Here is a 21,241-nt window from a genome sequence, read left to right as displayed (position 1 = left end):
TTTCACTCCTCATTCGAATCGTATTTCACAAATTGTTCTTCAGAGAGATGAAACGCATCATGTAATGCGTTGACGGCTTTCTTTAAATCTTCTTCTTTTACTAATACCCAAATCGTTGTATGGCTATCAGCCGATTGTAAAATTTGAATGCCTTGTTCAGAAAGAGCAGTGACGATTTTGGCAGTGACCCCCGGAACACCAGCAATTCCCGCTCCCACTGTTGACACTTTTGCACACCCTCTTGTCACAACGGGCTCATAACCAATGCGGTGAAGGGCGCCAATCGCGCGATCTGTCATTTCACCAGCCACTGTATAGACGACGCCATGCGGAGAAATATTAATAAAATCAACGCTGATGCCTTCGTTTGCCATCGCTTTGAACACATCTGACTGAAGTTCGTAATGCCCTTCTTTTGCTTGTACCTTTATTTGTGTAATATTCGAGACATGAGCGATACCAGTAACAAGGCGTTCTCTTACATCGCTTCCTTTCTTCGATTTAAGCGAAGAGGTAACGAGCGTTCCCGGTGAATCGGAATACGTTGACCGCACACGGAGCGGCACTTTCGCCTGCATCGCAATTTCTACAGCGCGCGGATGAATGACTTTTGCCCCTTGGTACGCCATATTGCAAATTTCTGTATAGGTAACGACATCGAGAGGTCGAGCATTTTCAACAATACGCGGATCGGCTGTCATCACCCCTTCGACATCGGTAAAGATGTCGACATACTCTGCATTTAGGGCTGCACCGAGAGCAGCGGCGGACGTATCGCTACCACCGCGACCAAGCGTCGTAATATCACCATCTTTTGTTGCTCCTTGGAAGCCGGCGACAACGACAACATCGTATTCTTCTAACGTTTCAAGCAATCGTTCACAACGCATTTCAACAATTTTCGCATTTGTATAATCGCTGTTTGTTCGGAAGCCAGCTTGAGCTCCGGTAAACGCAATTGCCTTAATGCCGTGTTTATTTAGCAGATTCGTAAAAACAACGCTTGAAATAATTTCTCCGCAAGACATCAATAAGTCTTGCTCTCGCTTACTGACATAGGTATCCGTTCCACCAATTAAGCTAAGCAAGGTATCCGTCGCATATGGTTCCCCTTTGCGGCCCATCGCTGAGACGACAACAACTACTTTATACCCGTCTTCTAGCGCTTTTTCAATATGTTTTCGTGCAAAATCGCGTCCGTATTCATCACGGACGGAGGTGCCGCCAAATTTTTGAACAATAATTTTCATGTTAACACCTCGATGTTCAATCATTCATTATTTGACAAGACCTAATTTTAGGAGACTTTCTGCAATTTGTACAGAGTTCCATGCAGCTCCTTTTAATAAATTATCAGAGACAATCCATAGGTGGAACGCGTCATCACGATCTAAATCTTTGCGAATTCGGCCGACAAATACGTCATTTTTTCCAACACAATCAGCCGGCATCGGATATAGTTGTTCAGTTGGGTCGTCTTGCAAAATAACACCTGGCGCATTTTTTAATATGTTCTTAATGTCTTCCGCACTTACGCCTTCTTTTTCAATTTCAATGTATACAGATTCAGAATGACCCGTGATCACCGGAATGCGCACGCATGTTGCGGCGATTTGTAATTCAGGCATGTGCATAATTTTTTTCGTTTCGTTCATCATTTTGATTTCTTCAAAGGTAAAGCCATTATCTTGGAATTTATCAATTTGCGGAACTGCATTGAATGCAATTTGATAATGCTTGCGGTCGGATTTTACCGGTAAAATTTCCGGTGTGAACGGTTCACCGTTAAGAATCGCTTTTGATTGGGCCTTTAGTTCTTCGATCGCTTGTGCCCCTGCCCCCGATACAGCTTGGTACGTGGAAACAATCACTTTTTTCAAACCGAATGCTTGGCGAATCGGTTCAAGAGCCACGACCATTTGAATCGTTGAGCAATTTGGGTTCGCGATAATGCCATTATGCCATTTTACGTCTTCCTCATTTACTTCAGGCACAACAAGTGGCACGTTTTCGTCCATGCGGAACGCGCTTGTATTGTCAATGACAATGGCACCACGCTTAACCGCTTCTGGGGCGAGCGCTTTTGATACAGAGCCGCCAGCGCTAAACAGCGCAATATCAACCCCTTCAAAGCTCTCTGGTTTCGCTACTTGCACTTCGATCTCTTGACCTTTAAAGGTTACTTTTTTCCCTGCTGAGCGCTCCGAAGACAACAACGTTAATGTCCCAACAGGAAAGTTTCTATTTTCGAGCGTTTGAATCATTTGCTGACCAACCGCGCCTGTTGCTCCTACGACTGCTACATGAAAACGTCTTTGTTCCATCGCTCATTCTCCTTCCACCTAATCACTCAATCACATTGTATAAACTGATAGTTTTTATTTTAACATATTAGATTGTAAAGGAGAGAAAAATTTTATATGCCTGTATAAATTTTCTTTTGTTTGATTTTTTATTATTAATCCTCATCACGAAACTTTTCGATGATGACCGGTTGCAGTTGTTTTCCTTCTAGAGCGGCGATGATCGTATCGCGCAAGAGCGACATTTTCGCTACCATCGAATTTGGTTTTGTATGTGGGGCGTCTTGACCAAACGGGATAAAATAAATATTTTTCGCAGCCATTAAACGCATTAAGTTAACACCATTTAAACCTAACGCATCGTTCGTGGAAATGCCCACAACAACAGGACGATGATTGCGCATCGTTGCTTTTGCTGCCATCAATACCGGTGAATCAGTCATGGCATTGGCGAACTTGCTCATAGAGTTTCCTGTCAACGGAGCAATGACCATGCAGTCAAGCGGAATTTTCGGACCGAGCGGCTCTGCTTTGACGATCGTATCAATGATTTCATTCCCTGTCATTTCCTCAAGTTTTTTGACCCACTCTTCTCCGTCTCCAAATCTTGTATTTGTCGTTTTTACTGTATGGGTGACAATCGGTAATACTTCCGCTCCTTCTTGCACTAACTTTTCGATTTCTGGCATAACCGCATCATACGTACAATGCGACCCGGTTAACCCAAATCCAATTCGTTTTCCTTTTAAACTCATTTACAAGTTCCCCTTTCTTTTTTGTAAATCGTTAAATAATAATTGCGAAAGAACATTTGCAATGATTTGTCCCGCTGTTTTTGGAGCCACTACTCCCGGCAGCCCCGGGACGAGCAACGCTTTAATTCCGCGTTTTTCTGCATAACGAAAATCGGTTCCCCCCGGCTTAGATGCTAAATCGATAATTAATGTATGGGCAGGCATCTTCGAAATGACACTGGCAGTGACAATGAGATGGGGAATTGTATTAATGCAAATATCAATATCTCTTACTTCTTTTTCTAAATCTTGTAAATAAAATGGTTGAAGTCCCATTTCTGTAATTCGTGCGATATGTTCGGAGCGGCGTGCTCCTACTTTTACTTTTGCGCCTAATGCCGCAAACGTGCGGGCAACGGTCATTCCAATACGTCCTAAGCCGAGAACGGCAATACGGGACCCGTGGATCGTAAAATCAGTATGTTGGATGACTATCATAATCGTTCCTTCTGCCGTCGGAATCGAGTTATAAATCGCGACATCATCTCGTTCAAATAACAGCACATGTTTGCGATTAACGGCTTTCATTAAGCTGTCTAAATAACTGTTACTAATGCCGGAATAGACCGTACAATGTTTCGGAGTTTTTAGTAACATTTCTTCCGTAAAAGGAATGGGTTCGTTTGAAAACACAGTATCCACTTTTCCTTCTACATTCGTACCGTGAACGGGCAAAATAATGGCGTCTAAATCAACAAAATCAACTTCATTAATGCTGGCTTTTGTAGCCCCTGTAAAACTATGAGCTAATTGGTCGAAACCAATGAGGGTCAATTTCGCATCCAGTTCCGTTAATTTGCGAATGACTTCTAACTGCCTTGCATCTCCACCAATGATAGCGATATGCATCCCCGTCAACATCATATATAACTCACCTTCTTGTTCGAAAACTCGTTTTGACAACTTCTTTTTCTTTCACATCTTATGAAAGAGGCAGAATATAGGTGAATATCCTAAAAAAGAAAAAGCGGTTGCATCTTGAGATGCAACCGCTTTTTGCACTTCTATTCATCAGGAAAGTCAATGATAATCATATCGGCGCCAACTTTTTTTATATATTTCCATGGAACGCGAATTTCGTTTCCTTCTTTGCGAAAGCCGAACCATTTCCCTGTTGGAATGAGCAACGCTTGAATTTGCCCGGTCTGCTCGTTAATTTCTAAATCGGTTTGGCCTAATACCCCTAGCCGTTCCGCACGTCTAACATCAACGATTTCTTTTCCGCTTAATTCGCTTAGCCTCACCATTTGCTCCTCCTTTGTCCCTTTTTACCATTGTAAGAAAAAAACAATAAAAAAATGCCTGCAAGTTATTCTAGCAGGCATTTTTCCAACATCAAACCGAGCAGTTGTCCTGTTACCAGAAACGGAGGTTCGCCCATATCGGCTCTCCGATCGATAAGAAGAAAATCGCGTAATCATATGTGTTAGCTCTGGCGTAGTTCACTTGGCAATTGTCCACTTGGACTAATTAAAGCAAGCGCATAGTCTTCACTAAAAATTTGCTGCGCAAGCTCATTCACTTTTTCTTTCGTCACATTATTAATCTCCTCGATGATTTCATCAAGAGAGCGATGGCGACCTAGCAACAATTCGTTTTTGCCGTTACGGCTCATGCGGCTGTTTGTGCTTTCTAAGCTTAGCATTAAGCTTCCTTTCATTTGCTCTTTACTATTTTGCAGCTCTTTTTCCGTAATTCCGTCTTCTTTTAATTTGCGAATCGTCTCTTGAATTGTTTCGAATAAAAGATCTAGCTGGTTGTTACCAGTTCCCCCATAAATCGCAAGCAATCCCCCATCTTGATAGGAAGAATGGTAAGAGAACACCGAATACGCTAAGCCCCGCTGTTCGCGAACTTCTTGGAATAGACGGCTGCTCATGCTGCCCCCTAAAATGTTATTTAAAATAATGAGGCTGTAAATATCCGGGTGACCAACTGGCAATCCGTTAAACCCGATACATAAATGGGCCTGTTCGGTATCTTTTTGACGAGCTAATTTTTGCGGCTGAAATATTGGTGCTTGTTCCTGGCGTGTTTGTTGTTTTGCTGTGAAGGACCCGAAATATTTTTCGATTTGGTTTATAAAGCTTTCCTTCACATTTCCCGCCACCGAAATTACCACTCGATCAGGAGTGTAGTAATCTGCCATATATCTGCGGAGTGACTCTCCCGTAAACGTGCGCAATGTTTCTTCTGTTCCTAAAATCGGATAACCAAGCGGATGATTCGCGTAACACGCTTTGCTTAATAAGTCATGAACGATATCATCTGGAGTATCTTCGTACATTTTAATTTCTTCTAATACGACATTTTTTTCTTTTTGTAGTTCTTCATCGACAAACGTAGAATGGAAGAACATATCCGCCAACATTTCCAAAGCGAATTCGGCATGCTCATCTAACACTTTAGCATAATAACATGTATATTCTTTCGATGTAAAAGCGTTTACTTGACCGCCAATACTATCGAATGCTTCAGCAATTTCCCGTGCCGTTCGCGTTTTTGTTCCTTTAAAAAACATATGCTCTAAAAAATGGGAAATTCCATTGTTTTGTTCACTTTCGTTTCGTGAACCTGTTCCGATCCATACGCCAATCGCTACGGATCTTACAGTTGGAATTTGTTCTAGTACAATTCGTACTCCATTTCGACATGTATACTTGTTAATCAAAGCCTTGTTCCTCCTATTTTTTCACAATTCTTTTTTCATCTAATAGCGTAGATACATTGTCGATTTTGTATCCTTTTTGTTGAATCGAAACAATGAGTGGTTCAAGTGCCTCAGCCGTCGATAACGTAGGGTGCATTAAAACCATCGCGCCCGGATGAATTTTAGACATTACCCGTTTCACTATAACAGATGGAGACGGTTTTTGCCAATCAATTGTATCGACGCTCCACATAATTGTTTTCATGTTCAAATCATCGGCAATTTTCACTACATCATCGCGGTAACTGCCGCTTGGAGGAGCGAACCATTTGCATTTGACTCCTGTTGTCGCTTCAATGACTTTATTCGTTTTTTCAAGCTGTTCGCGAATCGCTTGATTGCTCATTGTTTTTAAATCAGGGTGACTGTATGAATGATTGCCAACTTCTTGCCCTGCATCTACAATCATTTTTGCCATATCAGGATGATTTTTTACCCAGCGTCCTTCCAAAAAAAATGTTGCCTTTACGTTATGCTTTTTTAAAATCTCAAGCATTTTCGGGATATATTCATTTCCCCATGCAACATTAATGAGGAAGGTGACCATCGGTTTCTCAGGATGCCCTCGATAAATCGCAGCAGGCGGCAAATCGTCTAGATGAACTTTCGGGGGAACTTGTTCATACACCAGCTTGCGCTTATCAAACGTCCCGTCTTTTTTCATATTTTGGTAAGAGTCGTTAATATTGACCTTTAATCCATTGTAGCCGGGGATGGCTTTCCATACTCTATCAATAACTGCATTTTGCGGAGCAATTTCATATTTTTTTGCTTTTGCTTCAATTTCCATGTATAGCTTATCTTTTGGCTTAGCTGCCTCAACGCTTCTTTCTCGCAACTTTGTAATATATTGATCAATAGCAGGCTGATTGACAATAGACAATGCAAACAAAAGCATAATGAACACCGAAACATATGGAACATATTTCCCTCTCACACCTGTCCCCTCCTTTTCTATTACAAATATGTAAGGCGAGGACAAGATAGAACTATTGCTCCGACAGATATGACAAATAAAAAAGCCGATGATTCCTCCAACTTTACAGCAGGAAGGCTCGGCTTTTTCTCATAACAAAGAAGCCTAGGAAAGTTCCGAGGCTCCTCATTTTATCCGTTCATTCCGTTCTTTTTGTTCGCGCAATACTGCTTTTCGCGACAAGTTGACGCGTCCTTGCTTATCGATTTCCGTTACTTTTACTAAAATTTCATCACCGATTGCGACGACATCTTCCACTTTGCCAATGCGCTCTTCCGCTAACTCGGAAATGTGCACAAGACCATCTTTTCCGTTAAACAATTCCACGAACGCACCAAATTTTTCAATGCGCTTCACTTTTCCTAAATAAATTTGTCCGACTTCGACTTCGCGAACGATATCTTCAATAATCTTTTTCGCTTTTTGGTTCATTTCTTCATTAACGGAGGAAATGAAGATCGTTCCGTCTTGTTCAATATCGATTTTGACGCCCGTCTCTTCGATAATCTTATTAATTTGCTTACCGCTTGGTCCAATGACTTCACGAATTTTATCCGGATTAATTTGCATCGTTAAAATTTTCGGAGCATATTTTGAAAGTTCTTTGCGCGGCTCGCGAATGGTTTGCAACATATGATTTAAAATTTCCATGCGGCCTTTTTTCGCTTGCTGCAGGGCTTCTTCTAAAATTTCGCGCGATAATCCTTTAATTTTAATGTCCATTTGTAAGGCAGTGACCCCTTTAGCCGTTCCCGCTACTTTAAAATCCATGTCGCCAAGATGGTCTTCCATGCCTTGAATGTCCGTTAAAATCGTATAATGGTCTCCATTTTTGACAAGTCCCATGGCAATGCCAGCGACTGGCGCTTTAATTGGCACACCTGCATCCATCATCGCTAGGGTGCTTGCGCAAATACTCGCTTGGGAAGTCGAACCGTTCGATTCCAACACTTCAGAAACAAGACGAATCGTATATGGAAACTCTTTTTCTGATGGAATGACTGGCTCTAACGCACGCTCTCCTAATGCTCCGTGTCCAATTTCGCGACGTCCCGGTCCACGCATCGCTCCCGTTTCACCGACCGAAAATGGCGGGAAGTTGTAATGATGCATAAACCGTTTCGTCTCTTCAATGCCAAGCCCGTCCAAAATTTGCACATCGCCAAGCGCCCCTAACGTACAAACGCTAAGCGCCTGTGTTTGCCCGCGCGTAAACAACCCAGATCCGTGCGTGCGCGGCAAAAGCCCCACTTCGGATGAAAGCGGACGAATTTCATCAATTTTGCGACCGTCTGGACGAATTTTTTCTTCAGTAATGAGGCGGCGCACTTCTTCTTTCACGAGCTTGTGTAAAATTTCATTCACTTGTTTTAACGTTTCTTCATCGGCCTCTTGTTCTTCATATTTGGCAACGACTCTGGCTTTTACTTCATCAATGGCAGCCTCGCGCGCTAATTTTTCTGGAACTTGAACAGCGCGCTTAATATCCTCTTCAGCGAGCTGGCGAATATCTGCTTCAAGCTGAGGGTCAAGCTCGTAAAGAACCACTTCCATTTTTTCTTTGCCGACTTGTGCAGCAATTTCTTCTTGGAATGCGATGAGGCGTTTAATTTCTTCATGTCCAAACATAATCGCTTCTAACATGATTTCTTCTGGAACTTCATCGGCCCCAGCTTCAACCATGTTAATGGCATCTTTTGTTCCCGCGACAACAAGATGAATGTCGCTTTTTTCCGATTGTTCGACTGATGGATTAATGACAAATTTTCCATCAACTCGTCCCACTGTTACTCCAGCAATCGGACCTTCAAACGGGATGTCGGAGATCGTTAAGGCAAGCGACGAACCGAACATCGCCGCCATTTCCGGTGAGCAGTCTTGGTCAACACTCATGACCATCGACACAATTTGGACTTCATTGCGAAACCCTTCCGCAAACAATGGACGAATTGGTCGGTCGATGAGGCGGCTGGCTAAAATTGCTTTCTCGCTCGGACGACCTTCGCGCTTAATGAATCCACCGGGAATTTTCCCGACTGCATATAGACGTTCTTCATAGTTCACAGTTAATGGGAAAAAATCAACATTTTTCGCCTCTTTGGACGCGGTTGCGGTGCTTAAAACCACAGTATCACCGTAGCGGACTAACACCGCCCCGTTCGCTTGTTTTGCTAACTGACCAATTTCCACAACGAGCGGCCGTCCCGCCCAATCTATGGAAAAAACACGTTTTCCTTGCTCCATATAGATGAGTACTCCTCTCTATGTACAAATCAAAAATATCAACGAAGAATTATCATTGGTTTTAGTATGGACGAATGTACAGCAATCTATCAATTATGAGGATGATCACCATTTCTAGAAATTTCTTTATGTAACTAGCAAAAAAGCGGGAATGCTCCCGCTTTTTTCTTACCTTAACGACGTAATCCAAGTTTGTTAATTAATTCACGATAACGTGTAATGTCTTTATTGCGCAAATACGTAAGTAAATTACGGCGCTTACCGACCATTTTTAACAAACCACGACGTGAATGATGGTCTTTTTTATGAACGCGTAAATGTTCATTTAAGTTGTTGATTTGCTCTGTAAGGATAGCGATTTGTACTTCTGGAGAACCTGTGTCGGTCTCATGAATTTTAAACTGATTAATGATTTCGTTTTTGCGTTCTTGTGTTAATGCCATCCTTGTTCACCTCCTCATTATGAAACACCAATTACCGAGCAAGCGTCGGTGACTCGACTTGCCAAGCAATGGTTATTTTACATACATTTATTAGAATACCTCTTTTCGTGACAAAATGCAAGTCTTTTCCGCTATATTCTTAAAATAAGCTTGTGCGTTCGCTTGATCTCTCTTAATTTGTGCAACTAATTGCTCAACACTGGAAAACTTTTGCTCGCTCCGAAGACGCATATGCCATTCAATGGTTACTATTTCTCCATAAATGTCTCTTGCAAAATCAAAAATATGCACTTCGATTGTTGGCCTACCTTCTTGCTTTTCATGGAAGGTTGGCTTATATCCTACATTGCATACCCCTTCAAATGTTTCCGTGCCGATCTTAATTTTGACCGCATATACGCCAAGCGCAGGCAAAAGATAATCATCGGTTAACTCAATGTTAGCGGTGGGAAATCCGATTGTTCTTCCACGCTTTTCTCCGCTAATGACAGTTCCTTCCACTTCATAAAAGCGGCCTAGCAGCTGCGGGAGTTGCTCGACTGCACCGTTTTTTAGAAGCCGGCGAATAGAGGTCGAGCTGATTTTTTCCCCTTTAAGTGTCAATTTCGGGACAATAGTTTGCGTAAATTGCTCGCGGGAGTGAAATGGCAATGTTTCCATTGTCCCTTTGCCAAGTCGTCCGTAAGTAAAGTCGAAGCCCGCGACAACATGTTTCACGTGAAAACCGATAATATATTGATCAACAAATTGTTGTGGAAGCAATTCGGCAAATGAAGATGTAAACTCGACAATATATAAATAATCGACACCTAAATGGGCGATCAGTTGCTCTTTTTGTTTTAATGGTGTAATGCAGTGAATATGTTGTTCTTTTTTTCCTAACACGACGGAAGGATGCGGGTGAAACGTCATCACCGCACTTTTATAGCCTTTTTCAGCAGCGAGGTTCACAGCTGTTCGGATCACTTCCTGATGACCAAGATGGATGCCGTCAAAGTAGCCTAGCGCCATTACCGTCGGTGGGAAGTCTTCTCTTTTCATATGATGAGGATGCGAGATGAATACCGTTTCCATGTTTCTTGTTCACCTTCTGTCTTTCGCTCTTTCCTCAGCAAACACTTTTAACGGTTTGATGAGGTGAGGTTTTGCCGGGTGTTTGATATAGAGAGCTAGCGCTTCTTTCCGTTCATTGATGACTACAATTGGTCCTTCTAACGATTGTAGCAAATGAGGAAGAGGTAAAATAGCTCCGTTTTTTACTTTCCCTGCTACTTTATCATTAATTTGATATTTCGGCAAATAGAAAAGCGCTTTTTCGATTGGTAACAAAATCTTCTCGATTTCGCCGCGCTCAATGTACTGTTCGATTTCTTCAAAGGTGATACAATCTTTTAGAGAGAACGGGCCAGATGCAGTACGAACTAAATGCGACATATGTGCTGGATACCCTAATCGTTCCCCAATCATAACGGCTAACGTACGAATATACGTTCCTTTGCTACATGTGACGCGAAATCGAAACGAAACGGTATCTCCAGAAAATGTTTCTCTTTCATCAAGCAACGTTAATTCATGAATGGTGACGATGCGTGTTGGTCTTTCTACTTCGATTCCAGCGCGTGCATATTCATATAATTTTTTTCCATTCACTTTGACAGCGGAATACATGGGCGGTGTTTGGGCGATTTCCCCCGTTAATTGTTCTAGGACGTGCTCGATTTCGCTTCGCTGAATGATGCGGTCTACTTTTTTCGTCTCGATAACTTCGCCTGAAGCATCTTCCGTTGTGGTGGCTGCTCCTAATGTCACTTCCCCTTCATACGTTTTGCTTGCCCCTGTTAAAAATTCAGCAATTCTTGTTGCTTTGCCAATGCAAATCGGCAATACGCCTGACACATCCGGATCAAGCGTGCCGGTATGACCAACCTTTTTCACCTTTAACAGGCGGCGAATTCGAAACACGCAATCATGCGATGTCATTCCTGCTGGTTTATGTAACAATAGCACCCCGTCCATTCGTGCACCCCTTCTACATACATAATGGAAATGGATAGACGAAATGTCTATCCATCATTCTTCATTTTTTTGTTCCTCTTTTTCTTTAGAAAGTTGCTGAATAAGGGATTCAATGCGATTGCCATAATCGATCGACTCGTCGATTTCAAAATAAATTTCTGGTGTTTTTCGTAAGCGAATGCGCTGACCGATTTCTGAGCGAATAAACCCTTTTGCTTTTGCTAATCCTTTCAATGTATTTTGACGCTGCTCTTCGTCACCTAACACGCTAATATACACTTTTGCTTGCTGTAAATCGCCTGTTACACGCACATCGGTTACGGTAACAAAGCCGATGCGTGGGTCTTTAAGTTTGCGACCGATAATATCGCTTAATTCTTTTTTCATTTGTTCACCAACACGTGTAGCTCGCAAACTCATGTGTTATCACCTCGATTAAAACCACTCAAATGTTGTAACCGTCCGCTCGATTTCCGGAAATGAATCGATCATCTCGAGCGCTCGCTGCAATTCCCGCTCGGTTGTCATTCGATTCGACGTAATGGCCACGATTCCGAGCTTCGTGCGTTGCCACATATCTTGATAATCGATTTCGGCTACTGATATATTATATTTTTGCTTGAGCCGTGTCATTATTCGTTGTAGCACGGCTCTTTTTTCTTTTAATGATTGCGCATCGTAAATGAGGCATTCACAGGCGACGTAGCCGATCATTTACGCTCTACTTCCTGCATAATGTACGCTTCAATGACATCGCCTTCTTTAATGTCATTGAAGTTTTTAATGGTTAAACCGCATTCATAGCCTTGTGCAACTTCTCTTACATCGTCTTTGAAGCGTTTTAATGTGTCAATTTGCCCTTCATAAATGACAACGCCTTGACGGATGAGACGAACACTGCTGTCACGCGTAATTTTACCGTCTGTTACATAGCATCCAGCAATCGTTCCAACCTTAGATACTTTAAATGTTTGACGAACTTCCGCTTGACCGATCACTTTTTCTTCATACTCAGGGTCAAGCATTCCTTTCATCGCTGCTTCGATTTCCTCAATGACTTTGTAAATAATGCGGTGTAAACGAATATCGACTTTTTCAGATTCAGCGACGCGTTTGGCGTTCGCATCAGGGCGAACGTTAAAGCCAATGACAATCGCGTTTGAAGCGGTCGCTAAAATAATATCCGATTCGGTAATTGCGCCGACGCCAGTGTGAATGATTTTCACACGGACTCCTTCAACCTCAATTTTTTGCAACGCTGCTGCTAACGCCTCGACGGAACCTTGAACGTCAGCTTTCACGATAATATTTAACTCTTTCATTTCGCCTTGTTTGATTTGTTCAAATAAATCATCAAGGCTGACACGAGCTTTCACGCTGCGCTGCTCAAGAAGCTGCTTTTGCGCACGCGCTTCTCCAATTTGCCGCGCTTTTTTCTCATCTTCAAATACCATGAAGCGATCCCCTGCTTGCGGCACTTCATTAAGCCCCGTAATCTCGACAGGAGTTGACGGGCCAGCTTCTTTGACGCGGCGACCTGTATCATTGACCATCGCCCGAACGCGACCGTATGTGCTACCAACAACAATTGGATCGCCGACGTGCAACGTTCCTGCTTGAACAAGCAATGTTGCAACCGGGCCACGACCTTTATCTAATTTTGCTTCGATGACCGTTCCGGTCGCACGGCGATTTGGATTTGCTTTAAACTCCTCTACTTCGCTGACAAGAAGAATCATTTCTAATAAGTTATCGATTCCTTCGCCTGTTTTTGCTGATAATTTACAGAAAATTGTATCGCCGCCCCATTCTTCTGGCACAAGGTTATGTTCCATTAACTCTTGCATAACACGGTCTGGGTTTGCTTCTGGTTTATCGATTTTGTTGACAGCGACAATAATTGGAACGTTTGCCGCTTTAGCATGGTTGATTGCCTCGACTGTTTGCGGCATGACACCATCGTCTGCGGCAACAACGAGAACAACAATGTCCGTTACTTTGGCACCTCGTGCGCGCATCGTTGTAAACGCTTCGTGTCCTGGAGTGTCAAGGAACGTAATTTTTTTATTGTTCACCACAACCTGATATGCACCGATATGTTGCGTAATTCCGCCTGCTTCTTGCTCGGTTACTTTGGAATTGCGGATCGAGTCTAAAAGCGTTGTTTTTCCATGGTCGACGTGTCCCATAATCGTAACAACTGGAGGACGTTCCACTAAATCAGCTGGATCGTCAACGATTTCTAATGATTCGAATTCCGTTTCGTCAATGACGACTTTTTCTTCGACTTCGACACCGTAGTCGGCGCAAACCAACTCAATGGCGTCTTTATCTAAATCTTGGTTGATTGTTGCCATAATGCCGAGCATAAATAATTTTTTAATGATTTCAGATGGCTCCCGGCCAAGTTTTTTCGCTAGCTCTGCGACCGTTAATGAGCCTTCAAACGTAATTTTCTGCGGCAATTCTTTTTCCTTTTTCTTTTGCGGCTCTTGTGGCGCAGGTTGATGAGCTTTTGGTTTTCCTTTATTTTTCTTTTTATTGTGATTAAAAACTTTCTTTTCTTTTTGTTGTGTTTGCAAATCGTGTTTTTTTCCTTCCCGGTTTTTGTTTGCACCTTTTTTGATCGGCACTTTCGTTTCGATGACTTCATCATCATCGTCGAAGTCATCAACATATCCTTTTGGCTTTACAGGTGCTGTCTGCTTTTCTTTCATAACAGGTGGTTGTTTCTGTTCTTTTTTCTTATACGTATGATCCAATTTCTCAACGACTTCCGGTTCTAGCGTAGCCATATGATTAGAAACTTCAATATTCATTTCTTTTAATTTATGAATGATGTCCTTACTAGGTACGTTATTTTTTTTGGCGTACTCATATACACGCATTTTAGACATAGATTCACCCCCACAATGATCCATCGAGCATCGTTATTAATTTTTTGGCAAAGCCTTCTTCAGTGATAGCAACAACCACACGCGCATCTTTGCCAATCGCCTGTCCGAGCATATAGCGATCGGGAACTTTTCGAAGCGGAACGCCGTAGGAAGCGCATTTATCAGAAATTTTTTTCTCCGTATTCACCGATGCGTCTTCCGCCAACAGCACTAATTTCGCTCTTCCGCTGCGAATCTCCTTGATCGCCAGCTCCTCACCAGAAACAACTTTACGTGCTCGATTTGCTAAACCTAATAAAGATGTCCATTGTTTATTGCCCATTCTCTACTTTGTTCTCCTTTTCTGCTAGTTGAAGCAGCTCTTCATATAGTGAGTCAGCAATATCTGCTTTTAAATGATGGGCTAACACGTTTTTCTTTTTTGCAAGCAAAATACAGTCTTTGCTTAACGTAATATAAGCGCCACGACCTGCCTTTTTTCCGGTCGGGTCAATGGAGACGTCCCCATCTTTGGAACGAACAATGCGAATCATTTCTTTTTTCGGCTTCATTTCACCTGTCACAACACACTTGCGTAACGGAATTTTCTTTTGACCGGCCATCTGTGCTCACCTCTCACTCGATTTCTTCCTGTAAATCGAATGTTTGGTTGCTTTCATCTTCATTATTCATGTGTATGTCTTTTGAATCAAGCAAAGTGGATTGGGCGTACGGGTCAATTCCTAATTGCTTTGCCTCTGATTCGCTTTTAATATCGATTTTCCAGTTTGTTAATTTTGCTGCTAAACGGGCATTTTGTCCGCGCTTACCAATGGCTAGCGATAATTGGTAGTCTGGGACAATGACCGTTGTTGCTCTTTCCTCTTCATTGACAATGACGCGTAATACTTTTGCAGGGCTCAACGCGTTAGCAACGAATTCAACCGGGTCCGCTGACCAACGAACGATGTCAATTTTTTCGCCTTTTAGTTCATCCACTACTGCCTGAACACGTTGACCTTTTGGACCGACACAAGCTCCGACAGGATCGACTTCCGGATTGTCAGAGTGAACGGAAATTTTCGAACGGTCACCCGCTTCACGAGCGATTGATTTAATTTCCACCGTTCCGTCATAAATTTCCGGAACTTCAAGCTCAAACAGCCGCTTTAACAGTCCCGGATGGGTGCGCGATACGAAAATTTGCGGTCCTTTTGTCGTTTTTTCTACTTTCGTGATATACACTTTCAGGCGATCATGCGGCTTATAAGTTTCATTTGGCATTTGCTCGCTAGCTGGGAGCAATGCTTCGGCTTTTCCTAAGCTTACGTACGCAAATCTTGGGTCCACTCGCTGCACGATTCCTGTCATAATATCTTCTTCGCGGTCGATAAATTCCGCATAAATGACGCCGCGCTCAGCTTCACGCACACGCTGGGTAACGACTTGTTTTGCCGTTTGCGCCGCAATGCGCCCGAAATCTTTTGGCGTCACCTCTAGCTCAACAACATCGCCTACTTGATAATTTGGATTGATGAGACGGGCTTCCTCAAGAGACATTTCCAATCGTGAATCGCTTACTTCTTCGACAACTTCCTTCCGTGCGAAGACGCGAATCGTCCCTGTTTCGATGTTAAAATCGACGCGCACGTTTTGCGCTTGACCGAAATTTCGTTTATAAGCCGACACGATCGCCGCTTCAATCGCTTCGACTAATACTTCTTGGCTAATGCCTTTTTCCCGAACAAGCTCCGCTAAGGCGTCTAATAATTGCGTATTCATGAAACGTAAAATCCCCCTTCTCAAACGTTTGGCTGTCCGTTAAAAAAAGATGACAGCAAGTCTTGCACTCGCAATTTTTTCATACGGAACCTCTACTATTTTTTTACGCGTTTTTTCTTTGACGGTGACAGTAGCGGTTGTTCCATCAAATGCAGTAAGTTCGCCTTCAAACTCTTTTTCTCCTTCAATCGGTTCGTATGTTTTAATATATACATTTTTTCCAACCGCCCGTTCAAAATCAGCTAGTTTTTTTAATGGTCGTTCTGCTCCCGGCGAAGAGACCTCTAGGAAATAGTTATATGGAATCGGATCGACGATATCTAATTTTTCGCTTAATTTTTCGCTTACGACACCGCATTGCTCGATATCGACGCCTTGCTCCGAGTCAATAAATACGCGGAGAAACCAATTTTTCCCCTCTTTGACATATTCGATGTCCACTAATTCGAGGTTCATGTCATTCAGAATGGGTGTAACTAGCTCCTCAACTACTTCTGTCACTTTTTTGCTCATTCTGTCCCTCCTAGAATTCGAGAAAATCGCCTAATCGTTATAATGAGAAAATCCCCTGCAAAACTGCGGGGAAACGATGAAAGCGATCAACATCCAATCAATGCGAAAGAGTGGGTTTCCCCACTCTTTTCCTACACATTATCTTTACCATTTCCACTAAAACTATAACATATTGGGAAATATATTGCAACGAAAAATCGCCATTGGCATCTAGAATAAAGATAGTTGATTATGGTCTGGTAGCGAATCTAAACAGCCGCGGCTTTCTAAATATTCGAGTAACGTCTTTGATAATTTGCCGCGCTGTTGTAAGTCCTCTTTTGATAAAAATTCGCCTTCTTCACGGGCACGAACGATGTTGAGCGCCACGTTCGTCCCAAGACCCGGAATCGCATTAAACGGCGGAATGAGCGAGTTGCCGTCGATGACAAATTCCGTTGCTTGAGAGCGGTACAAGTCAATATTTTTAAACGAAAAGCCGCGTTCGCACATTTCTAATGCAATTTCTAAGACGGTCAACAAGCTTTTTTCTTTTGCTGAGGCGTCCAAACCTTTTGCGTTAATTTCCTCAATACGCTTGCGAATGGCTGCAGAACCTTTAATCATCGCATCTAAATCAAAATCCTCAGCGCGCACGGTAAAGTAAGACGCATAGTATAGCAGCGGATGATGGACCTTAAAGTACGCGATTCTCACTGCCATTAACACGTACGCAGCGGCGTGTGCTTTCGGGAACATGTACTTAATTTTTTTGCATGATTCAATATACCATTCCGGTACGTCATGCTTGCGCATTTCTTCTTCAAACTCAGGGGTTAGCCCTTTTCCTTTCCGAACGGATTCCATAATTTTAAACGCCAAGGACGGCTCCAAACCACGATAAATTAAATACACCATGATGTCGTCACGACAACCGATCACTTCTGATAACGTACAAATTCCGTTTTGAATAAGTTCTTGAGCGTTGCCGAGCCACACGTCCGTTCCGTGCGAGAGCCCGGAAATTTGCACAAGTTCAGAAAACGTTTTTGGCTTTGTATCCTCAAGCATTTGACGAACAAAGCGCGTACCGAATTCCGGAATCCCGAGCGTTCCGACATTACACATAATCTGTTCCGGTGTTACCCCAAGCGATTCAGTACCACTAAAGATTTTCATTACTTCCGGGTCATCGGTTGGAATCGTTTTTGGGTCGATACCGCTCAAATCTTGGAGCATACGAATGACGGTCGGATCATCGTGCCCAAGAATATCCAATTTTAATAAGTTGTCGTGAATGGAATGGAAGTCAAAATGGGTCGTTCTCCATTCGGAACTTGTATCGTCAGCTGGATATTGAATCGGCGTAAAATCATAAATGTCCATGTAATCAGGAACAACAATGATTCCCCCCGGATGTTGCCCGGTTGTTCGCTTGACGCCCGTACATCCTGCCGCAAGCCGGTCAATTTCCGCGCCGCGAAGTTGAAGATTATTGTCACTTGCATATCCTTTGACAAATCCGTACGCAGTTTTATCAGCAACCGTACCGATCGTTCCTGCACGATACACATTGTCCTCGCCAAACAAGACTTTCGTATAGTTATGGGCGCGTGGTTGATACTCCCCGGAAAAGTTTAAGTCGATATCCGGAACCTTATCTCCCTTAAAGCCGAGGAACGTTTCAAACGGAATATCATGCCCGTCTTTTTTATATTTCGTACCGCATTTTGGACAATCTTTATCCGGTAAGTCGAAGCCTGAGCCGACCGAACCGTCATTGAAAAATTCCGAGTGTTTGCAGTTTGGGCAAACATAATGCGGTGGAAGTGGATTTACTTCCGTAATTTCTGTCATTGTCGCTACAAACGAGGAACCAACTGAACCACGTGAACCGACAAGATATCCGTCATCAAGCGATTTTTTCACAAGCTTATGAGAAATTAAATAAATAACCGCAAACCCATGACCGATAATGCTCTTTAGTTCTTTTTCAAGACGTTGTTCGACAATCTCTGGGAGCGGATCGCCGTAAATGCTTTTCGCTCTTCGGTAACTCATTTCGCGAATTTCTTCATCCGCTCCTTCGATACGCGGAGTATAAAGCTCGTCTTTAATCGGTTTGACTTCTTCGATTAAATTGGCGATTTTTTGCGTGTTTGTCACGACGATTTCTTTTGCTTTCTCTTCCCCTAAAAATGAAAAACAATCAAGCATTTCATTCGTCGTCCGAAAATAGACATCCGGCAGTTCATGACGATTAAGCGGATTGGCTCCGGATTGAGAGTGAATTAATATTTTTCGATAAATTTTATCTTCTGGGTGCAGGTAATGAACATTACCAGTAGCAACAACCGGGATATTTAATTTTTCGCCGAGTGAAACAATCTTGCTAATAATTTCTTTGAGCATTTCTTCGTCTTTGACATAGTCCATTTCGATTAACGGTTTGTATACTTCTGGCGGATGGACCTCAAGGAAATCATAAAATTTCGCGATTTCCTCGACTTCTTCCGGCGCTTTTTGAATCATGTTGTCAAATACTTCTCCTTTGTCGCAGCCTGAGCCGACTAAAATGCCTTCGCGATGCTGCTGCAACACGGATCTCGGGATACGCGGAACGCGATAAAAATATTGAACATGGGCAAGAGATACTAGTTTAAATAAGTTTTTAAGACCAACGTCATTTTGGGCAAGCAATGTCACATGAAACGGACGAGAACGTTGATATGATGTTGCTTGGCGTGAGCGCTCATTGAATTCATCGTGATACAAAATCCCTTTTTCTTGCGCATCTTTTAATAGCCGCATAAGCAAATACCCTGTCGCTTCAGCATCGTAAATGGCACGGTGATGCTGCGTTAATTCGATGTCAAATTTTTTACAAAGCGTATTGAGACGGTGATTTTTCAATTCCGGATATAAAAAACGCGCTAGTTCCAATGTATCGATGACGGGATTCGTTACCTTTCCGAGACCGATCTTTTTAAATCCGACATTTAAAAAACCGATGTCAAAGCTTGCGTTATGAGCAACGAGGACGCTGTCACCGATCCATTCATAAAATTGTCGCAACACGTCTTCTACATCCGGAGCATCTTTCACCATATCATCGGTAATACCGGTTAATTCAATGGTCGTAATTGACAGTGGATGGTGCGGATTTGCAAACGATGTAAAACGGTCAATAATTTCGCCGTCTTTCACCTTGACAGCGGCTAACTCAATGATTGTATTGTAAACAGCCGACAACCCAGTAGTTTCCACGTCAAAAACAACATACGTATCTTCCGCTAATAAACGATGCGCTTCATTGTAAGCAATCGGTACCCCGTCATCAACAATATTTGCCTCAACGCCGTACAGAACTTTCATTCCATATTTTTTCGCAGCGCTGTACGCTTCTGGAAATGACTGAACAACAGCATGATCGGTGATCGCAATGGCCGGATGTCCCCATTTTTTCGCCTGTTCAATCAGCTTCGTCACAGAGGTAACCGCATCCATCTGGCTCATCGGTGTATGAAGATGAAGTTCAACTCGCTTTTCTCCTTCCGGAGCAGTATCTTCGCGTTCTTTTGCTTTGATTTCATTAATATCGTTTGCGATGAGAACAAGGTCGCGGACGAACGTGTCGTTTTGCACGCTTCCTCTTACTTTTACCCACATGCCCTTTTTCACGTTGGCCATTAGCGCCACATCTTCTTTGTCGCGCGAGAACATTTTCACAAGAATCGAGTTCGTATAATCGGTGATCTTTAATGTCAATAAGGAGCGCCCGCTTTTTAGCTCTTTTAGCTCAACATCGAACACATAGCCTTGAACGACAACGCGCCGTTCTTCTTCAACGATGCTGTCAAGCGTGCGAATTTCCTCCTCGTCTTTAATTGGATAGCCGATGACAAGTGGTCCTGTCGGTGCCCCGACCGCTTCTTCTGCCGCTGTTTCCTTCTTCATCGTCATTTCCGTTAATGCGGCTAATGCTCGCGCTTCATCTTCTTGTTGTTTTTGTGCTAAAAATTGCTCATAGTCGCTTTCCGATTGTTTCACTTCTGTTTCCAGTTGGAAAAACGGAAAGCCAAACGATTGATATACCTCGGCGATTTTGGCAGCAAAGCGTCTTTTAACAGCAACGGATTCCGTATCATTGCGCACGGTCACATACAATTTATTACCTTTGACAACGGGGATCTGCTCATGAAGCAATGTGATCAACGGAGAAGAAATCCCTTGCAACTCTTGTAAACAAAACCGCCAATATCCGTGAACATCCGATTCTGTAAAAGTGGAGTCAACGGTTTGAATCGTATGTTTGACGTTAGCAATGTGTTGAAACGCCTGAACAAGTCTTTGTGCAAATCGCTCGTACACGCTTACAGGTAAAATAGCTGGGAGCAAAAAATAAAAGTGCCAACACTTTTGTTCCTTGTCAATAACAAGTTTTTGAATGCCCGCTTCAGCAAAATACGGAACGAAATCATCCGATGTCAATTGAAGTTGTTGCAACAATACTTGAAACCGCTCTTTTTGCTCGCTCGTTAACATGCGCTCGCTCCTTTCTCCTCTCTCCTTCGATTAGTATATTAGATAATAGGAGAAGGGCTG

The 21,241-nt window shown here is 42.8% G+C and carries 19 protein-coding genes; all 19 read right to left on the bottom strand.

Features of this window, described 5'->3' with window-relative positions; genetic code table 11:
* Positions 1–2 precede the first annotated feature (2 nt).
* Positions 3–1,250 carry an aspartate kinase gene (dapG, locus tag ISX45_RS03650; RefSeq protein WP_181554878.1) on the bottom strand — a complete coding sequence of 416 codons (1,248 nt, stop codon included), beginning with the start codon at positions 1,248–1,250 and terminating at the stop codon, positions 3–5.
* Between the two features lie 27 nt (positions 1,251–1,277).
* The gene (gene asd, locus ISX45_RS03645) at positions 1,278–2,324 is read right to left on the bottom strand and encodes an aspartate-semialdehyde dehydrogenase (protein WP_194519990.1); all 1,047 of its coding nucleotides are present in this window, start codon (positions 2,322–2,324) and stop codon (positions 1,278–1,280) included.
* 134 nt (positions 2,325–2,458) lie between these two features.
* On the bottom strand, positions 2,459–3,058 hold the full coding sequence (locus tag ISX45_RS03640) for a dipicolinate synthase subunit B (protein ID WP_194519989.1): 600 nt from the start codon (positions 3,056–3,058) through the stop codon (positions 2,459–2,461).
* On the bottom strand, positions 3,059–3,961 hold the full coding sequence (dpaA, locus tag ISX45_RS03635) for a dipicolinic acid synthetase subunit A (protein ID WP_181555234.1): 903 nt from the start codon (positions 3,959–3,961) through the stop codon (positions 3,059–3,061). It lies immediately after the preceding gene.
* Positions 3,962–4,101: 140 nt separating this feature from the next.
* Positions 4,102–4,341 (bottom strand): YlmC/YmxH family sporulation protein, encoded by a 240-nt coding sequence (locus tag ISX45_RS03630; RefSeq protein ID WP_181555235.1) that lies wholly within the window; start codon positions 4,339–4,341, stop codon positions 4,102–4,104.
* Positions 4,342–4,523: 182 nt separating this feature from the next.
* Positions 4,524–5,768, bottom strand: coding sequence for a M16 family metallopeptidase (locus ISX45_RS03625; protein WP_194519988.1), 1,245 nt, complete (start codon positions 5,766–5,768; stop codon positions 4,524–4,526).
* 13 nt (positions 5,769–5,781) lie between these two features.
* Complete coding sequence (locus tag ISX45_RS03620) at positions 5,782–6,705, bottom strand: polysaccharide deacetylase family protein (protein ID WP_194520601.1); 924 nt, start codon at positions 6,703–6,705, stop codon at positions 5,782–5,784.
* Positions 6,706–6,909: 204 nt separating this feature from the next.
* The gene (pnp, locus tag ISX45_RS03615; RefSeq protein ID WP_194519987.1) at positions 6,910–9,027 is read right to left on the bottom strand and encodes a polyribonucleotide nucleotidyltransferase; all 2,118 of its coding nucleotides are present in this window, start codon (positions 9,025–9,027) and stop codon (positions 6,910–6,912) included.
* A gap of 173 nt (positions 9,028–9,200) precedes the next feature.
* A complete protein-coding gene (rpsO, locus tag ISX45_RS03610; protein WP_181554883.1) occupies positions 9,201–9,470 on the bottom strand; it encodes a 30S ribosomal protein S15 in 270 nt (89 codons plus the stop codon).
* A gap of 90 nt (positions 9,471–9,560) precedes the next feature.
* Positions 9,561–10,544: a bifunctional riboflavin kinase/FAD synthetase gene (ribF, locus tag ISX45_RS03605; protein WP_194519986.1), complete on the bottom strand. Its 984-nt coding sequence runs from the start codon at positions 10,542–10,544 to the stop codon at positions 9,561–9,563.
* Between the two features lie 9 nt (positions 10,545–10,553).
* The gene (truB, locus tag ISX45_RS03600; RefSeq protein ID WP_181554885.1) at positions 10,554–11,486 is read right to left on the bottom strand and encodes a tRNA pseudouridine(55) synthase TruB; all 933 of its coding nucleotides are present in this window, start codon (positions 11,484–11,486) and stop codon (positions 10,554–10,556) included.
* A gap of 54 nt (positions 11,487–11,540) precedes the next feature.
* Positions 11,541–11,906 carry a 30S ribosome-binding factor RbfA gene (gene rbfA / locus ISX45_RS03595; RefSeq protein ID WP_181554886.1) on the bottom strand — a complete coding sequence of 122 codons (366 nt, stop codon included), beginning with the start codon at positions 11,904–11,906 and terminating at the stop codon, positions 11,541–11,543.
* A 15-nt stretch (positions 11,907–11,921) separates the two neighbouring features.
* On the bottom strand, positions 11,922–12,200 hold the full coding sequence (locus ISX45_RS03590; RefSeq protein WP_181554887.1) for a DUF503 domain-containing protein: 279 nt from the start codon (positions 12,198–12,200) through the stop codon (positions 11,922–11,924).
* Entirely contained in the window at positions 12,197–14,383 is a 2,187-nt protein-coding gene (gene infB, locus ISX45_RS03585) for a translation initiation factor IF-2 (RefSeq protein ID WP_181554888.1), read from the bottom strand. Before infB ends, ISX45_RS03590 begins: the two co-directional genes overlap by 4 nt.
* A gap of 4 nt (positions 14,384–14,387) precedes the next feature.
* The gene (locus tag ISX45_RS03580; RefSeq protein WP_181554889.1) at positions 14,388–14,705 is read right to left on the bottom strand and encodes a YlxQ family RNA-binding protein; all 318 of its coding nucleotides are present in this window, start codon (positions 14,703–14,705) and stop codon (positions 14,388–14,390) included.
* Positions 14,695–14,985 (bottom strand): RNase P modulator RnpM, encoded by a 291-nt coding sequence (gene rnpM, locus ISX45_RS03575; RefSeq protein ID WP_181554890.1) that lies wholly within the window; start codon positions 14,983–14,985, stop codon positions 14,695–14,697. The genes ISX45_RS03580 and rnpM overlap by 11 nt, the downstream gene beginning before the upstream one ends.
* 13 nt (positions 14,986–14,998) lie before the next feature.
* The gene (gene nusA / locus ISX45_RS03570; protein ID WP_181554891.1) at positions 14,999–16,144 is read right to left on the bottom strand and encodes a transcription termination factor NusA; all 1,146 of its coding nucleotides are present in this window, start codon (positions 16,142–16,144) and stop codon (positions 14,999–15,001) included.
* A 39-nt stretch (positions 16,145–16,183) separates the two neighbouring features.
* Positions 16,184–16,657, bottom strand: coding sequence for a ribosome maturation factor RimP (gene rimP, locus ISX45_RS03565; protein WP_181554892.1), 474 nt, complete (start codon positions 16,655–16,657; stop codon positions 16,184–16,186).
* A 210-nt stretch (positions 16,658–16,867) separates the two neighbouring features.
* Positions 16,868–21,181: a PolC-type DNA polymerase III gene (locus ISX45_RS03560; RefSeq protein WP_194519985.1), complete on the bottom strand. Its 4,314-nt coding sequence runs from the start codon at positions 21,179–21,181 to the stop codon at positions 16,868–16,870.
* Positions 21,182–21,241 lie beyond the last annotated feature (60 nt).

Source organism: Thermaerobacillus caldiproteolyticus (genome assembly GCF_015326725.1).
GTDB classification, from domain to species: Bacteria; Bacillota; Bacilli; order Bacillales; family Anoxybacillaceae; genus Thermaerobacillus; species Thermaerobacillus caldiproteolyticus.
Note: the sequence above shows the minus strand (reverse complement) of the source record. Positions and strands in the feature narration are given on the sequence as shown.

Coding starts and splice junctions, on each gene's coding strand:
- dapG (WP_181554878.1), bottom strand. CDS start 1,250: ATGAAAATTATTGTTCAAAAATTTGGCGGCACCTCCGTCCGTGATGAA.
- asd (WP_194519990.1), bottom strand. CDS start 2,324: ATGGAACAAAGACGTTTTCATGTAGCAGTCGTAGGAGCAACAGGCGCG.
- ISX45_RS03640 (WP_194519989.1), bottom strand. CDS start 3,058: ATGAGTTTAAAAGGAAAACGAATTGGATTTGGGTTAACCGGGTCGCAT.
- dpaA (WP_181555234.1), bottom strand. CDS start 3,961: ATGATGTTGACGGGGATGCATATCGCTATCATTGGTGGAGATGCAAGG.
- ISX45_RS03620 (WP_194520601.1), bottom strand. CDS start 6,705: ATGCTTTTGTTTGCATTGTCTATTGTCAATCAGCCTGCTATTGATCAA.
- pnp (WP_194519987.1), bottom strand. CDS start 9,027: ATGGAGCAAGGAAAACGTGTTTTTTCCATAGATTGGGCGGGACGGCCG.
- rpsO (WP_181554883.1), bottom strand. CDS start 9,470: ATGGCATTAACACAAGAACGCAAAAACGAAATCATTAATCAGTTTAAA.
- ribF (WP_194519986.1), bottom strand. CDS start 10,544: ATGGAAACGGTATTCATCTCGCATCCTCATCATATGAAAAGAGAAGAC.
- truB (WP_181554885.1), bottom strand. CDS start 11,486: ATGGACGGGGTGCTATTGTTACATAAACCAGCAGGAATGACATCGCAT.
- rbfA (WP_181554886.1), bottom strand. CDS start 11,906: ATGAGTTTGCGAGCTACACGTGTTGGTGAACAAATGAAAAAAGAATTA.
- ISX45_RS03590 (WP_181554887.1), bottom strand. CDS start 12,200: ATGATCGGCTACGTCGCCTGTGAATGCCTCATTTACGATGCGCAATCA.
- infB (WP_181554888.1), bottom strand. CDS start 14,383: ATGTCTAAAATGCGTGTATATGAGTACGCCAAAAAAAATAACGTACCT.
- ISX45_RS03580 (WP_181554889.1), bottom strand. CDS start 14,705: ATGGGCAATAAACAATGGACATCTTTATTAGGTTTAGCAAATCGAGCA.
- rnpM (WP_181554890.1), bottom strand. CDS start 14,985: ATGGCCGGTCAAAAGAAAATTCCGTTACGCAAGTGTGTTGTGACAGGT.
- nusA (WP_181554891.1), bottom strand. CDS start 16,144: ATGAATACGCAATTATTAGACGCCTTAGCGGAGCTTGTTCGGGAAAAA.
- rimP (WP_181554892.1), bottom strand. CDS start 16,657: ATGAGCAAAAAAGTGACAGAAGTAGTTGAGGAGCTAGTTACACCCATT.
- ISX45_RS03560 (WP_194519985.1), bottom strand. CDS start 21,181: ATGTTAACGAGCGAGCAAAAAGAGCGGTTTCAAGTATTGTTGCAACAA.